Source organism: Namhaeicola litoreus (assembly GCF_042679565.1).
In the GTDB taxonomy this organism is placed as follows: Bacteria; Bacteroidota; Bacteroidia; order Flavobacteriales; family Flavobacteriaceae; genus Namhaeicola; species Namhaeicola litoreus.
Map to the genome: position 1 here is coordinate 1 of NZ_JBHTMY010000002.1, position 16,100 is coordinate 16,100.

11 protein-coding genes are annotated in these 16,100 nt (G+C 37.0%); 3 read left to right on the plus strand and 8 right to left on the minus strand.

The window, feature by feature from the left end; translation table 11 throughout:
• Window positions 1-305 precede the first annotated feature (305 nt).
• From ACFQ39_RS01880 to ACFQ39_RS01900, 5 genes are all read right to left on the minus strand, one after another.
• The gene (locus ACFQ39_RS01880) at window positions 306-656 is read right to left on the minus strand and encodes a hypothetical protein (RefSeq protein ID WP_377175869.1); all 351 of its coding nucleotides are present in this window, start codon (window positions 654-656) and stop codon (window positions 306-308) included.
• A gap of 213 nt (window positions 657-869) precedes the next feature.
• Window positions 870-1,751 (minus strand): hypothetical protein, encoded by an 882-nt coding sequence (locus ACFQ39_RS01885; protein WP_377175871.1) that lies wholly within the window; start codon window positions 1,749-1,751, stop codon window positions 870-872.
• A gap of 149 nt (window positions 1,752-1,900) precedes the next feature.
• On the minus strand, window positions 1,901-2,485 hold the full coding sequence (locus ACFQ39_RS01890; RefSeq protein WP_377175873.1) for a hypothetical protein: 585 nt from the start codon (window positions 2,483-2,485) through the stop codon (window positions 1,901-1,903).
• A 149-nt stretch (window positions 2,486-2,634) separates the two neighbouring features.
• A complete protein-coding gene (locus ACFQ39_RS01895) occupies window positions 2,635-3,267 on the minus strand; it encodes a hypothetical protein (protein WP_377175875.1) in 633 nt (210 codons plus the stop codon).
• A gap of 47 nt (window positions 3,268-3,314) precedes the next feature.
• On the minus strand, window positions 3,315-4,472 hold the full coding sequence (locus ACFQ39_RS01900; protein ID WP_377175877.1) for a tyrosine-type recombinase/integrase: 1,158 nt from the start codon (window positions 4,470-4,472) through the stop codon (window positions 3,315-3,317).
• Between the two features lie 394 nt (window positions 4,473-4,866).
• Between ACFQ39_RS01900 and ACFQ39_RS01905 the strand changes: the two genes are divergently transcribed.
• Together ACFQ39_RS01905 and era are read left to right on the plus strand one after the other, a co-directional pair.
• Window positions 4,867-6,345, plus strand: a complete 1,479-nt coding sequence (locus ACFQ39_RS01905; RefSeq protein ID WP_377175879.1) for a Na+/H+ antiporter NhaC family protein — start codon at window positions 4,867-4,869, stop codon at window positions 6,343-6,345.
• A gap of 30 nt (window positions 6,346-6,375) precedes the next feature.
• On the plus strand, window positions 6,376-7,257 hold the full coding sequence (gene era / locus ACFQ39_RS01910; protein WP_377175881.1) for a GTPase Era: 882 nt from the start codon (window positions 6,376-6,378) through the stop codon (window positions 7,255-7,257).
• 2 nt (window positions 7,258-7,259) lie between these two features.
• Here era and ACFQ39_RS01915 read toward each other — a convergent pair whose 3' ends face one another.
• Window positions 7,260-8,615 (minus strand): UDP-N-acetylmuramate--L-alanine ligase, encoded by a 1,356-nt coding sequence (locus ACFQ39_RS01915; RefSeq protein ID WP_377175883.1) that lies wholly within the window; start codon window positions 8,613-8,615, stop codon window positions 7,260-7,262.
• Between the two features lie 63 nt (window positions 8,616-8,678).
• Entirely contained in the window at window positions 8,679-12,995 is a 4,317-nt protein-coding gene (dnaE, locus tag ACFQ39_RS01920) for a DNA polymerase III subunit alpha (protein WP_377175885.1), read from the minus strand.
• 210 nt (window positions 12,996-13,205) lie between these two features.
• Between dnaE and ACFQ39_RS01925 the strand changes: the two genes are divergently transcribed.
• Window positions 13,206-13,787, plus strand: a complete 582-nt coding sequence (locus ACFQ39_RS01925; protein WP_377175887.1) for a 30S ribosomal protein S16 — start codon at window positions 13,206-13,208, stop codon at window positions 13,785-13,787.
• 64 nt (window positions 13,788-13,851) lie between these two features.
• On the opposite strand, the gene ACFQ39_RS01930 is transcribed toward ACFQ39_RS01925, so the two are convergent.
• Window positions 13,852-16,002, minus strand: coding sequence for a M3 family metallopeptidase (locus ACFQ39_RS01930; protein WP_377175889.1), 2,151 nt, complete (start codon window positions 16,000-16,002; stop codon window positions 13,852-13,854).
• Window positions 16,003-16,100: the final 98 nt, after the last annotated feature.

The following is a 16,100-nucleotide window of genomic DNA, read 5'->3' on the forward strand; positions in this document are numbered from 1 at the left end:
GACATCAAACATTTCTTTAAGAGTTTCACTATAATTTTGATCTGTTTGTCCATAAACATTTGACAGTAAACAGAACATGACGATAATTAGAATTTTTTTCATGAATTTTAAATTAGTTAAATGTAAGCTAACGGTTATGGTTATGATTGCGGCGCGATTAATTGTTTGCGTTTGAGCGGCAAGCTGACGAGTTACAATTGTGCCGCGAAAATGCAAAAATAGGTTTGCTCGCTACCTTAATTTTTATTGATTTCTTGATGTTTCTAGCTTGTAAAATGCGCGCTGAATTATAACCAGTGTTGGCATTAGTTTTTTGAAATAAACTCAGTTATAATACTTTTGGACTTATCCACTATTTCCTCTGCTTCAGAAGATTTACCTGAAACTTTAAAGGAAAAACTATCAATTTTTGTTTCACCTAATTTACTCTCCTTATTATATTCGAAACTCAGAGAAATTGGTTTATTTGGAGGGTTATTTTTAAATGATTCCAAAATAAAGTCCCAATCAAAATTCCTTAGCTCGTCTATATTTTCAGCAGAAATGTCATAGCTTAAAGTACCAGTATCCACTTTAAATTTTGAACTTTCATTCTGTGAATAAATTGCAGATGCGACTAAAAAAAATACTAAAAAAATTAAATTCTTGCTTTTCATTGTTATTTGATTTTAAATTAATGCCAACGGTTATAGTTATGATTGCGGCGCGATTAAGTCTTTGCGTTTGAGCGGCAAGCTGACGAGTTACAATTGTGCCGCGAAAATGCAAAAATAGTTTTGCTTGCTACCTTGATTTTTCTTGATTTCTTGATGTTTATAACTTGTAAAATACGCGCTGAATTATAACCGATGTTGGCGGTATGTGCTTTTTTAATTTGTCCAATTCTCAATTTTCCCGTTGTCCTCAATCCAGATTTCAATATAGATGTCTTCAGATATCGGTTTTCCCTTATCTAAGATAATGTCGAATTTCAAATCTTTTAAAGCTGTCGTCATTTTGTCAATGCAAAAATTAAATTCGTCTTGGTCGTAATATTCATCAATTTGTTCGTCAGATAGAGCCATTCTGACCTTTGAAACAACTCCATTTTCGTTAATTGTCACAAAATATGTTTCAGAACAGTCGAATTCATTGGGGTTCTTCCATTTCGCTTTTTTCAGCTTCTTAAATAGCAAGTCGGATATTTTACTCTTATCACGTCTATCGATTCTTTTCGGGTCATCGATATAATTGTCGAAATCTTCTTCTCTTTCAACAAGTCCATTTTTAATAGTTAAAACTGTTTCTCTTGCAAATATTGTGTAGAAAACTCCGTCCCATCTTACGACTTCATCGTTCAATGGAAAATTGATGTATCCGTCAAACCAATTAATAAAAACTTTTCCATTTTTCAACCTTTCACCAAAAATGGATTTCATTTTTTCATTGGATTGGCTTTTGTCTATTTTCCCATTCCTTAGTTCACCACAATTGATTATGTCAATCAAGAACAAACTGTTATTCTCTATCAGGTAGATTGCCTGATAACCCCGCCAGCAATTAAAAGATGCTCCTTCTCGAAACGTGAGTCCAAAAAGTTGTTCTGTTTCTGTTGAGTTTTGCCGTTGCAAATATTCTTCAAGAATCAGGTTGTAAGTGGCTATTGTGTCTTTTCCAAAAACCACATAGTCTGGCATCTGTGGACTCGCGAAAATTTCTGTTGTCCAAAATGTCAGAAAAGCAATTAATATATGTTTGATTCTTTTTGTCATTGCATTACCGCCAACGGTTTCGTATAACCGTCAGTTACGGGTTAATAAGCGTTATTTTTCGGTTTAGTACAGGCTTTAGCAATTCCGAGTGGATTCGGACGTAGTCGAATCCGCCGTAATTGCGGTTATACATTGTTGGCAACAGTAATTTAGCAATCATTTCCAATGTATAAAGTCAAATTCCATTTTCCATTTATTTTTTCAAATCCAAGCATTGTAATTGTCCCAACTTCTTTTAGTTCATATTCAGCGTAGAATATATTTTTCGAAAAATTAAATGTATTGTTCCACTCTTCATCAATTCCAATTTCATTTAAAAATTCCCAATCAAAATGCACCCAATTATTTTCTTTTAAAATATAAGTTTCTTCACAAGCTCCAATAACTGCTATGAGGGTTTCAAAATCTATATGCGTTTTTTGAAAATCAGGGTCAGAAATAAATCTTTGACTAAATTCCAAAAAATCTTTCGGAATCAATTTTTTGTCAGAGTAGGTTTCAGATACTTTTTGATAATTTTTAGCTTTTTCAAAAGCCAAATCCCAATCATAATTTTCAACTTTACCCTTTTTGTATATTTCATAAATCGAGTCCATTTTAATTTCCATTTGTTCTTGTTCAGTTATGGATTCCGATTCTTGCTTTTCAGTTTTTACTTCAGGCTCAATTTCCTGCTTTTTTTGTTTGCAAGAAATAATTAATAGAAGTAAAAAAGCTAGTTTAAGTATTCTCATTTTCTTATTGTTGCCAACGTTTAGTATATGAAAAGTAGGCGATTTTGAAGCACCAACCTTTCGGTTAAACACAAAGTTTGATACGAGCCACAAGCCTTGTTTTTATTACTATTTCGCCTATTTTTTATATACATTGTTACCTGCTGGCTTTATTGTTTTCTTTTAAATTCAGGTGTGCATAGACTACCTGTCGCACCGCTTCCATAATTTAAAACTATATTATCTTTATAAAACATACTCGTACAATCATCCGAATATTCTTCTTGCTGTTCAACGGTCAAATTTTCATCAAATACCAGAAAGCTTAAAAGTGCCATTCCGCTAAAGCCGTATTCGACTTCAATTGGTTTTCTGTTACATATTCCTATACAATTTGCTTTCTCTAGCTTTTCATATAATTTGCTGAATGTTTCTGAAGTCCAGTTCAATTTATTCTTAACTAATTCCAAGGATTTCGTCTTTCCGTGATATTTCTTTTCGTATTCGGTTTGAGGGGTTTCTTTATAGTCATCCAAGTCTACATCCCACTGTCCGAATAATTTTTCTCGTTCCGTTGAATCCTGAGTTGGTGCATATACAAATAAGTCAACATTACTTGAGGAATTGTATTGAATTCTTACAATATAGTTTTCTGGAATTATCTCATTGAAGTAGTTTTTCAAGTCAGTTATTTCATTTGATTTTTCATCAATATTATTTTTCATTCCTTCGATCGAGTTCATTCCGCAACTTGAAAGGACGATTGGAATAATTAGAAGACTTATTAGATGACGTATTTTCATTTTTTCAGCTTGCAGGTAACGTGTTATACTAAAACTAAAATAGTTATTTATAAGTTTAAATCGCGGGATATCGTTAGTTTTTTATCGCCATTATCAGTTTCCATAAATGTCTTTACCATTGTATCCAAAGGACTCTCTATCGCCAACATATCCCTTTTTGCTACATGGGTATATACCATGGTCGTCTCGGGCCTCGAATGCCCTAACAATACCTGAATATACCGTATGTCAACCCCGTTTTCTAATAAATGTGTGGCATAACTATGCCTCAAAGTATGCGGGGTTACCAACTTCCTGATCCCGGCCTTTTTGCAACTCTTCCTCAAAAAATTCCTTATACTTCCTGCCGTATAAGGCTCACCGGCTTTTGTTCCCTCTACAAAATAAATTTCAGGCTTGTAACTAAACAAATAATTATTCAACAAAGGCAAAAAACTGTTCGCCAAAATAACATACCTGTCCTTTCTGCCCTTGCCACTCTTTACGATCAACTGCCTTCGCGAAATATCAATATGACTCAATTTTAAATTGATCAACTCACCTATCCTCAACCCCGCAGAATATAGCAAAGCCAAAATAGCGCGGTGCTTTAAATTTTGAGTTACCTGCAACAAACGCAAAACCTCTTCTTTAGCAAGTACCGAAGGTAAAAACCTACTCTTTTCCGGACTGTCTAAAGCCACATTATCAATCAAACAATCGCTGTACAAATTCTTAAAATGCCTGATAGCACTTATCACCTGCCTGTGCGTACTGGCCGAATATTTTCTGCTCAAATAAACATCTTCCACAAATAATTCTACATCGCGATTACTCAAAGTCTCTATAGGCCTTCCTTTGGTATAATATAAAAACTCCAAAATATGATTGTAATAACTTTTTACTGTACTTTCACTGTAAAGTTTACCTCTCAAATACTTGACATAAGCATGTATAATCTTGAGCGTTTCTTTGTCAAAATCATCCGAAGTAAGTTTTGTTTTGGTCTGTTTTGCAGCATTTAATCGCTTTATTTCTGATGGAAATAAATTCTTTAACAGTTGCTCGTTTTCTTTATTGAAATTGAGATACCATTTGCCTCTAGATTTACTCCAAATACAACCGATAGATTTTACCTGTTGAATCAATTCGTGGTTATAACGGAATTCGATCAAATAAACTTTTTTACCTTGATGATGACCCTCGGTTACTGATACTTTTGCCATTTTGCTTCCAATTAATCACAGCTTCGCAACTGTTAATTACAAAAAAACCAAAAGGTTAACATGCAGCTAACAGAGACTGCCAAAAAATGGCGACAAAAAAACAGGGGGAGTGCAAAATGAGATACTAATTAAATCATTTTTTTGTAAATTTTAACGAAAATATTAACATTTTTTAACACTTTCTTTAAATAATTAATTTCGAAGATTTTACACGATAAGAGCCAATGTTTTTTGTCTTAAAAACACCGCTAAAATTTGAGTTGCAAAAATTCACTGACTCAGTAAAATTGTAGACATTCAAAAATCAAAAGCTTGCGATAAAACAAAACAGATGCATTTCCTTAAGTTTTTTTTACATTTACCGCTTTAATTCAATCTCGAAAATTATTTTTTAATGGATTATGGAATCCTCTCGGTCTTACCACCGGTCATTGCCATCATACTTGCCCTAAGAACTAAACAAGTTTATATCGCCCTACTTTTTGGAATTTGGTTTGCTTGGCTCATCATGAATGATTGGAACTTTTTAACCGGAACCATCGCTTTTATTGAAGCCTTGGTTAACGTTTTTAAATCCGAAGGAAATACCAGAACCATTATGTTTAGCGCTTTAGTGGGCGCCCTACTCCTATTCATTCAATACTCGAGAGGGGTAGAAGGGTTCATCAATATGATCAACCGTTTGATCGAAAAAATTGAAACAAAAAAACAAGGAAAAAGCAGAACAATTGTTCAGTTGTTTGCCCTTATCACCGGACTATTACTTTTTGTAGAAACCAGTATCAGTTCGCTAACCGTAGGTACTTTGTACAGACCTATTTTTGACAGATTAAAAATCTCAAGAGAAAAACTCGCCTATATTGCAGATTCAAGTTCGGCTCCTTCTTCTATCTTGATTCCGTTTAATGCCTGGGGCGCATTTGTTATGGGTTTGTTGCTCACGCAAGGTATAGACAATGCATTTCCGGTGATGATGGCTTCTATCAAATTTAATTTTTACCCAATCCTTACCATTTTGCTGCTCTTTTTTATCATTATAACCGGAAAAGATTTCGGACCGATGAAAAAGGCTGAGAAACGCACCCGGGAAACAGGACAGCTTCAAAATGAAAATAGCACCCCTTTGGTTTCAGAATCAATCACGTCTTACGAACCCAAAGAAGGAATCAAAGCGCACGCCTACAACATGATTGTTCCTCTGTTTACCATGGTGGCCATGATGCCCATTACACTGGCCTATACCGGATGGAGCAGCGTAGATAAATCAAATGGGTTTATAGACCATTTAACCCAAGCCATCAGCAATGGTTCTGGTTCTTCGGCGGTACTCTATTCGGTGATATCTGCCATTTTAGTGAGTATGGTTCTTTACAGAGCTCAGGGTATGATGAAGTTAAAAGAAATGGTCGACCTGGTCTTTAAAGGAATTAGTGAGTTAATGCCTTTGGCACTTTTAATGATGCTGGCCTTTGCTATTTCTGAAGCGTGTAACCAACTGGGCACCGGACAGTATGTGGCAAATTGGTCGAAAGACTTTTTGTCGCCGGAACTTTTACCTGCCGTGATTTTTTTGATCAGCGGATTCATCGCTTTTTCTACCGGAACTTCTTGGGGAACTTTTGCCATCATGATGGCTATTGCTATTCCTATGGCAGAAACGCACCAGGCTAACGTACTCCTGGTGATTGCAGCAACTTTGGGAGGCGGTGTGTTCGGAGACCACTGTTCGCCTATTTCAGACACCACCATTATTTCATCTATGGCCTCGGCAAGCGATCATATAGACCACGTAAGAACACAGTTGCCCTATGCTCTATTTACAGGGGTAATTAGTATTTGTCTGTATTTGATCATGGGCTACGCTTTCCATTAATTTCAATTACCTTTGCTCAAAATTATCGAAATGAGCCATAAAGCAGGTTTTGTAAACATCATCGGCAACCCAAATGTGGGTAAATCTACTTTGATGAATGTTTTGGTTGGAGAAAAATTATCGATTATTACCTCAAAAGCGCAAACAACCCGCCATAGAATTTTAGGGATTGTGAATACCGAGGAATACCAAATTATTTTCTCTGACACCCCCGGAATTATTAAACCTGCCTACGAGTTGCAAAGCTCTATGATGGATTTTGTAAAAACCGCTTTCGAAGATGCCGATGTCCTTTTGTACATGATAGAAAGTGGAGAAAAAGAACTCAAAGATCCTGCCTTTTTTGAAAAGATTAAAAACACCAAAACACCTGTTATCGTTCTCATCAATAAAATTGATAAGAGTTCTCAAGAATTTGTGGTAGAACAAATCGAAACCTGGCAAGAAAGATTGCCCAACGCCTTTGTTTACCCTATTTCTGCACTCAATAATTTTAATGTAGAAAAAGTACTGAATCAGATCGTAGAATTGCTTCCTGTTTCAGAACCTTATTACCCCAAAGATCAGTTAACAGATAAGCCCGAGCGGTTTTTTGTCAATGAAACCATTCGCGAAAAAATCCTCATCAATTTCAAAAAAGAAATTCCGTATGCTGTTGAAATTGAGACCGAAGAGTTTATCGAAGAGGAAGATATCATCAGAATAAGATCTATCATCATGGTAGAACGTGAGACCCAGAAAGGCATCATTATTGGCCATAAAGGAGCAGGCCTAAAAAAAGTAGGGACAGAAGCAAGAAAAGACCTAGAAAAATTCTTCGATAAAAAGATCTTTTTAGAGCTGTATGTCAAAGTGAACAAAGACTGGCGCTCAAACGACCGTCAACTGAAACGCTTTGGCTACAAAGAGTAAAACTATTTTACCAAAGCTTTTACTTCTTCCAGATCTAGTCCGCCATAATTACCAGAACTCATAAAAAGTAAGGCGGTATCGGTCAGATCTTTTTCAAACAAAAACGATTTAAACTCAGCCGGATCGGTATAAATTATAAGATCGTCTCTTTCAAAAGCTTCTGCAATTTGTTCTCTGGTCACTTCTTTTAACTTTTTAATCTCTACCGCATGTGGTGAGTAGAAAACCACTGCCTCATCTGCGCTATCCAAAGCACCTTTGTACAAATGCAAAAATTCTGCATTTAAACTGCTGTAGGTATGTAGTTCTAAGCAGGCCAAATTCTTTTTCTGCGGAAATTTCTCTTTTACCGCGTCTGTCGTGGCTTTCACTTTAGACGGACTGTGGGCAAAATCTTTAAACACAATGGTAGAATCGTTTTCGGCCAATAATTCAAGTCTTTTGCTCGCACCTTTAAAAGAAGAAATAGCTTCGTAAAACTCATCCTCACTTACACCCATACTTTGGCAAATCAACTTGGCACCTGCCAAATTCTGCAAATTGTGTTTTCCGAAAATTTCTAACCTTATGTCTCCTTCATCCGTTTCTAAATAAACACCTTCTTCATCCTGTGTGTAAACTGGTGTTGTGTAGGGATACTTTTTAATACTATGGCTGGTTTCTTCTACAATTCTTTTCACCTCAGGGTCTTCTTCATTATAGACCAATAAACCACCGGGCACCATGGTTTCTATAAATTCTTTGAATTGATCTACGTAATTCTCATAGGTTTTAAAAACATTGATATGGTCCCAGGCAATTCCGCTGAGCAAAGCAATATTCGCTTTGTACAAATGAAATTTCGGTCTCCTGTCTAGGGCAGAAGAAAGATACTCATCACCTTCCAACAAAATAAAGTCGTTGTGATCTGTTAGATAAACCATCCTGTCAAACCCTTCCAACTGCGCACCTACCATATAATCTATATCGATGTTGTGGTATTTCATCACGTGCAGGATCATCGAAGTAATGGTGGTTTTTCCATGCGAACCACCAATGACAACGCGGGTTTTATTTTTTGACTGCTCGTAGAGGAATTCGGGATAAGAATATATTTTCAAGCCCAGTTTTTCTGCTTTCAACAACTCAGGATTATCTCCTTTTGCGTGCATACCCAAAACGATAGCCTCAATATCTGGGGTAATATTTTCTTCGAACCAACCCATTTTTTCAGGTAACAAACCATTGGCTTTTAAGCGAGATTTTGAGGGTTCAAAAATCTCATCATCACTACCGGTTATATGATGTCCGTTGTCTAAAAGACTCAAGGCCAAATTGTGCATGGCGCTACCTCCAATAGAAATAAAATGTATTCTCATTCCGTTATTTTATCCTGTAAAAATATAATAATTTGGCTCTTTTTAGGTAGAAAAAACGAACAATTAGTTGATTTTGAAATTCAATTCATACGACTGAAGTTCTTCTAAAAAATCTTTCGAAATATTCACCTTTACACCCCTGCTAGGCATATTGATCTTCACCTTATCTTCGGGGTCTGTAATAAGAAAATGCAAACTTTTATCTCCGGAATGTCGCTTGGCGATGGTCTTTAATTCATCTACTTTCTTCTCATCTATTTGGTTGATATTGAGATTCAAAGTAATTTTTTTCGCGAGTTGTTCCATGACATCCTGAAGCAATTGCATCGAAATAAATTGTGTCCGCACATCTCCGTCTCGCCATGCTCTCGCCATTCTAATTTTGACAAATAAAAAGGAATTCGGCACCAGAAAATGTTTGAATTTAAGGTAATCTTCGTTAAAAATTCTAAACTCATAACTCTCGCTAAAATCTTCTAAAAAGAAAGAAGCCCAGCCTTTTCCGTTCTTTGCAACCCTGTGCTGGACATCGCTTACTACACCAGCCAATGTCAGCTCTACCCCTTCCAACCTGTTGAGGTCTCTCAACATTTCTAATCGCCCATTGCAAAAATATTCTATCTCTGTTTTGTAATCATCTAAGGGATGACCGGAAATGTACATCCCGATCACTTCTTTTTCTTTGGCCAATTTCTTCATTACATTCCACTCAGGTGCTTCATCTATGGTAGGTTCATCAAACTGAACTTTTGAAGCTTCTCCAAAAAGAGAAACCTGCGCCGAATTTTTATTTTCCTGAAATTTATTCCCAAACCTGAGTGCCTTTTCAATAATGGTTTGTCCTTTTTCGTCTGTGGCGAAATATTGCGCCCGATGAATGTTTTCAAAAGAGTCAAAACCACCGGCCAAGATCAAACTGTCAAAAGCTTTTTTATTGGCCGCTCTTAGATCAATTCTTTTAGCCAGATCGAAGATAGATTTATAGGGGCCGTTTTCCTTTCTTTCTGAAACAATGGCTTCTACGGCTCCACCACCCACTCCTTTTACAGCACCCATACCAAACCTGATCGCCCCTTCTTTATTGACAGCAAATTTGTAGAAAGATTCGTTGACATCAGGTCCTAAAACCTTAATTCCCGCACGTTTGCATTCTTCCATAAAAAAAGTGACCTGCTTGATGTCGTTCATGTTATTGCTCAACACTGCCGCCAGATATTCTGCCGGATAATGGGCTTTTAGATAAGCAGTTTGGTAAGCGATATAGGCGTAACAGGTAGAGTGAGATTTGTTAAAAGCATAGGCCGCAAAAGCTTCCCAGTCTTTCCAAACCTTTTCTAAAACATCTTCCGGATGGTTATTTTTCTTGCCGCCTTCAATAAATTTTGGTTTGAGCTTTTCGAGCAAAGCAAAGATCTTTTTTCCCATTGCTTTCCTGAGCATATCTGCTTCACCTTTGGTAAATCCGGCGAGCTTTTGTGACAAGAGCATTACCTGCTCTTGGTACACGGTAATCCCATAGGTCTCTTTTAAATACTCCTCCATTTCAGGCAGATCATATTTAATCTCCTCTCTTCCGTGTTTTCTGTCGATAAACTGCGGAATATATTCCATCGGACCCGGTCTGTACAAGGCATTCATCGCAATGAGATCCGCAAATTCTGTTGGCTTCAAAGCCTTCATATGTTTTTGCATCCCGGGCGATTCATACTGAAAAATACCCACTGTTTCTCCGCGTTGAAAAAGCTCGTAGGTTTTTAAATCGTCTAAAGGAAACTCATCAGGATCTAACTGAACATTGTGTAAAGCTTTTACAATTTTAACCGTGTCTTTGATGAGGGTTAATGTTTTTAAACCCAGAAAATCCATTTTGAGCAAACCTGCATCCTCTACCACGCTGTTGTCATACTGGGTAACATACATATCTGTGCCCTTGGCAGTTGATACCGGAATCAAATTGGTAATATCTTCAGGCGTAATAATGACCCCGCAGGCATGGGTTCCTGTATTTCTTAAAGAACCCTCTAAATTAATAGCTTGTTTGATAGTCTTACCTTCTAAGCCCGTGGTGAGCATCAATTTTTTGAGTTCGTCTACCTTGTCAAGTTCTTCTTTTCTTAGGCCGTTTACTTTGTTCTTGCTCTTTTCATCTTCACCAAAAACATCCCTAAGTTTCAGATTGGGAATTAATTTCGCGATCCTATCTGCATCAGACAGAGGTAAATCCAGAACCCTGGCCGTATCTCTGATCGAAGATTTCGCCGCCATGGTACCGTAAGTTATAATTTGTGCCACCTGATTAGATCCGTACTTGTTGATCACATAATCGATCACACTTTGCCTACCTTCATCATCAAAATCAATATCAATATCAGGCATAGAAACCCTGTCGGGATTCAGAAATCGCTCAAAAAGCAAATCGTATTTTATAGGGTCTATATTGGTAATTCCCAAACAATAGGCAACCGCAGAACCAGCCGCAGAACCTCTACCCGGACCCACAGAAACTCCCATGTTTCTGGCTTCTCTGATAAAATCTTCTACGATCAAAAAATAACCCGGATAACCTGTTTTTTCTATGATCTGTAACTCAAAGTCGAGTCTTTCTTTGATGTCATCAGTGATCTCGGGATACCTTTTTTTGGCGCCCTCATAAGTAAGGTGTTTCAAATAAGCATTTTCCCCTCTTTTACCTCCATCTTTTTCATCTTCTTCAGAAATAAAACGCTCAGGTATATCGAATTTTGGTAAGAGTACCTCCCTCGATAATTTATATGTTTCAACTTTATCGACAATTTCCTGAATGTTCAAAATTGCTTCGGGCACCTGTTTAAAGAGATTTTTCATCTCTTCCTGACTCTTAAAATAATATTCGTTATTTGGCAGTCCGTAGCGGTAACCCCTGCCTCGCCCTATGGGTGTGGCAATTTTTTCCCCATCTTTTACACAAAGAAGTACATCATGCGATTCTGCATCAGTTTTGTTGATGTAATAGGTGTCGTTGGTTGCAACTAATTTGACCTGATGTTTGTGGGCAAATGTTATCAAAACATCGTTGATGTGCTTTTCGAAATCCTGTTGGTGATCTACCAATTCCAAATAAAAATCATCACCAAATTGTTCTTTCCACCAAAGCAGTGCTTCTTCGGCCTGATTCTCGCCGATATTCAAAATCTTGTTCGGAATCTCACCGTATTGATTTCCGCTAAGAACAATTAAATCCTCTTTGTATTTTTCAACAATCTTTTTGTCAATTCTTGGGACATAGTAAAAACCATCGATATAAGCAATCGACGCCATCTTGGCTAAATTCTGATACCCTTTCTTATTTTTTGCGAGAAATACAATTTGATAACCATTGTCTTTCTGACTTTTATTGAGATGATCTTCGCAAACATTCAACTCGCACCCTACAATAGGTTTGATAGGGTTTTCTGCGTTGGCATTGTGCTGAAGAATCTCTTTCACAAACACAAAAGAACCCATCATATTGCCAATATCGGTCAAGGCCACAGCAGGCATTTTTTGCTGAATGGCAGCTTTGACCAAAGAGGAGACTCCTGAGGTAGATTGCAAGACCGAAAATTGAGAATGGTTGTGCAAATGCGAAAATTGAGCCTCATCTAATGCTTCGATATGATGATCTTCGACTTTCTTTTTTACAGGTTCAGCCTTGGTTTTTTGCTCTAACTTTTTACTTTCTTTTTTTAAATTGACATGCTTTAAACCGATCAATTGTATGGTTTTAGCATTGACCTCTTTAAATTCTTTAAAATAAGAGGCATCACATTGTAAATCAGATGCAGAAAAATGGCCTCCTCTTATCAGTTCTAAGAAACATCTCGTAGTAGCCTCTACATCCGAGGTGGCGTTATGCGCTTCATCAAATCCTTCATTAAATAATTGCTGATAAAGTTCTGTGAGGGTTGGTAATTTGAATTTCCCTCCTTTACCTCCAGGTAACTCACATAAAAGAGCAGTTTGTTCTGTACAGGTATCTAATACAGGGAGTTTTTCCAGCACAGAATCAATTCCGGCCCTGTAAAATTCACAACCCCAAACATTGATATCAAAACCCACATTTTGACCCACAACAAATTTTGTCTTCGTCAATACTTCGTTGAATTGTTCCAGCACAGATTCTAGATCGACACCTTTTTCTTCCGCCAAAGCAGTAGAAATACCATGTATTTGCTCAGCATCAAAGGGAATGTTGAATCCATCGGGGTAGATCAAAAAATCCTTTTGCTCGAGCAACTCTCCCATAGCTCCGTGCAATTGCCAGGCAATTTGTATCACTCTGGGCCAATTATCGGTATCCGAGATGGGTGCATTAAAACGTTTGGGTAAACCGGTGGTTTCCGTATCAAAAATTAAATACATGAATAGGGTTTTTGCTTTTTTCGAAGCGATAAATATAATTCATCCTTAGTTTCAATAACCAAGATTTGCCTGAATTTTATCAACACGAAAACTAAACTTACAACAAAAGCCTTAAAATAAGTAGATTATTTGAATTGAATACTAAAATATTTCTTACTTTTGCAGCCTTAATTAATAACCTTGGTTTCGTACCAAAAAATTTAACAAATTATGTCAGTTAAAATTAGATTACAAAGACACGGGAAAAAAGGTAAACCATTCTTTTGGGTAGTTGCCGCAGATGCTCGTTCAAAAAGAGATGGTAGAATGTTAGAAAAAATAGGAACTTATAATCCTACTTCTAATCCAGCTACCATAGAATTAAATGTAGATGCCGCCGTAAAATGGTTGCAAAATGGAGCACAACCTACAGACACTGCCAGAGCAATTTTATCTTATAAAGGAGCTTTGTTAAAACACCACTTGCTTGCAGGAGTAAGAAAAGGAGCTTTAACTGAAGAGCAGGCTGAAGAGAAATTCCAAGCTTGGGTAAGCGAAAAAGAAAACAAAATAGAAAGCAAAAAATCTGACCTTACAAAAGCGAAGGAGGCTGCTGCTGCTAAGGTTTTAGAAGCTGAAAAAGAAATCAACGCTAAACGTGTTGCTGCTGTAGAAGAAGCTGAAAACGAAAGAATTAAAGCTGAAGCTGATGCAAAAGCTGCCGAAGCGGCTGCAAACGCACCTAAAGTAGAAGAAGAAGCTGCTAAAACTATTGATGATGTAGTGGAGGAAGCTAAAAACGAAAAAGAATAATTCTTTTTTAAATCGATAAAAAAAACCAGGCTTAAAGCCTGGTTTTTTGTTTTATACACTACACTTATTCCTTCTTTGGAATAGGAAAGCCTCTGTCTCTCATCAGAGCTTCTATTTCTGCATCCCGACCTCTAAATAATTTATACGCATCTGCAGGATCCATAGAATTTCTCGGTGCAAATAAATACTTTACAAGGTTGGCAGAAAGTTCTTTATCATAAAATCCATTAGGGGCGTCTCTAAAAGCTTCAGAAGCATCTGCTGTTAGCACATCTGCCCACATATAGCCATAATAGGCAGTGGCATAGCCTTCACTTGAAAATACATGTCCGAAATGCGGTGTTCTATGTCGCATTACCAATTCTTTTGGCATATTCATTTCTTCCAATGTATTTTTCTCAAATTCAGCTACATCAATATTACTCGGATCTGCCAAATGAAATTTCATATCCATGATCGCTGATGCCAAATATTCTGTCGTAGAAAACCCTTGATTAAATGTGGCCGCATTCTTAATTTTCTCTACCAAGCCGGCAGGTATAACTTCACCTGTTTTATAATGCACCAAAAATTGATTGATCACCTCATCTGTAGACAACCATCTTTCTAACAATTGAGATTGAAATTCTGTATAATCTCGCACACCACCATTTAAAGTGGGGTATTTTACATTGCTACTAAAAAAATGCAAGGCGTGGCCAAATTCATGAAAGAAAGTGGTTGCATCATCCCAAGAAACTAAGACTGCTTCTCCAGGAGCCGGTTTTACAAAATTAGAATTGTTAGAGGCTAAAACGGTTTCTTTTCCATCAAAAGTGCTATAACTTCTGTACATCGTAGCCCAAGCGCCAGATCTTTTTCCGGTGCGCGCATACGGATCCAGATACCACAAACCAATATGTGCTTTTGTATCCTTATCCGTTACTTCCCAAACCTTTACATCTTGCTGAAAAACAGGTACAGTACCCTCTGTGACAGGGGTAAAATCGTAATTGAATAATCTTCCCGCCACATAAAACATCGCTTCGCGTAATTTATCCAATTGCAAATATTGTTTTACTTCTTCAGAGTTAAGATCGTATTTTTTCTTTCTCACTTTTTCTGCATAAAAACGATAATCCCATGGTTCAATGGTAATTTTATCGCCATTGGCATCTGCAATCGCCTGCATATCTTGCACCTCTTCTTTTACCCTACCAATCGCAGCCGGCCAAACAGCATCCATCAATTTCATGGCATTTTCAGGGTTTTTTGCCATTCGGTCCTGCAAACGCCATTCGGCATAATTGTCGTAACCCAATAATTGTACGCGCTCTCTTCTCAATTTAAGAATGTCTGCAATAATTTTTTTATTGTCAAATTCGTCATTGTTATCTCCTCTTGAATAGTAATTTTTCCAGACTTTTTCTCTGAGATCCCGCTCTGTGGAAAATGTTAAAAAAGGATCCATAGAAGATCTTGTATTGGTGATGGCATACTCACCTGTTCTTCCATTGTCTTCGGCAATTTTTGCAGCAGATTTTATCATTGATTCAGATAAGCCACCCAATTGATCTTTGTTTAAATAGGTGATATAATTCTCTTCATCGTGCAATACATTGTTAGAAAATTGGGTATACAAAGCGGAAAGCTCTTTATTGATTTCTGCATAACGCTTCTTTTTTTCTGCGTCCAGATTTGCTCCGTTCATTTCAAAATTCTTGTAGATCAGATCCACCACCCTTTGCTGATCTGCTGCGAGTGGCTCTTTTTGAGATTTCTCATAAACTGCTTTTATTCTTGTAAATAATTTTTCGTTTTGAGAAATTTTAGATCTGTACTCAGACAATACAGGCGACATCTCTTTCTGAATCTCTCTAAATTCTGGGCTCGACATATTGCTACTAAAAATTCCGTAGTACACAAATACATCATCAATTTTCTTACCGGCCCTTTCCATCTCTTCGATGGTATTTTCAAAAGTTGGTTCAGACGTTTGATTGGCAATAGCATCAATCTCCGCCAAATGTAATTCCATCCCCTTCTCCAAAGCCTCTTTTACATCAGAAACTTTCATTTGATCAAAGGCAGGAACTCCGCCATAAGGCCCCTCCCAATCTTTCAACAGTGTGTTCGTTGTTTCCATTACCTCGGTTTTATCTTGTTTTTCCTTTTGTTTACATGAAATTGCGCTGACCAAAATTAACGCAACAACCATTACTCGTAACTTTATCATTGTTATATTTATTTATGTTTTGATAGCGCGCAAGTTAGAGAATAAAGAACTTTAGCCAAAATATTTTAAGAGAGAATCAACTCAAAAAAATCAATTTA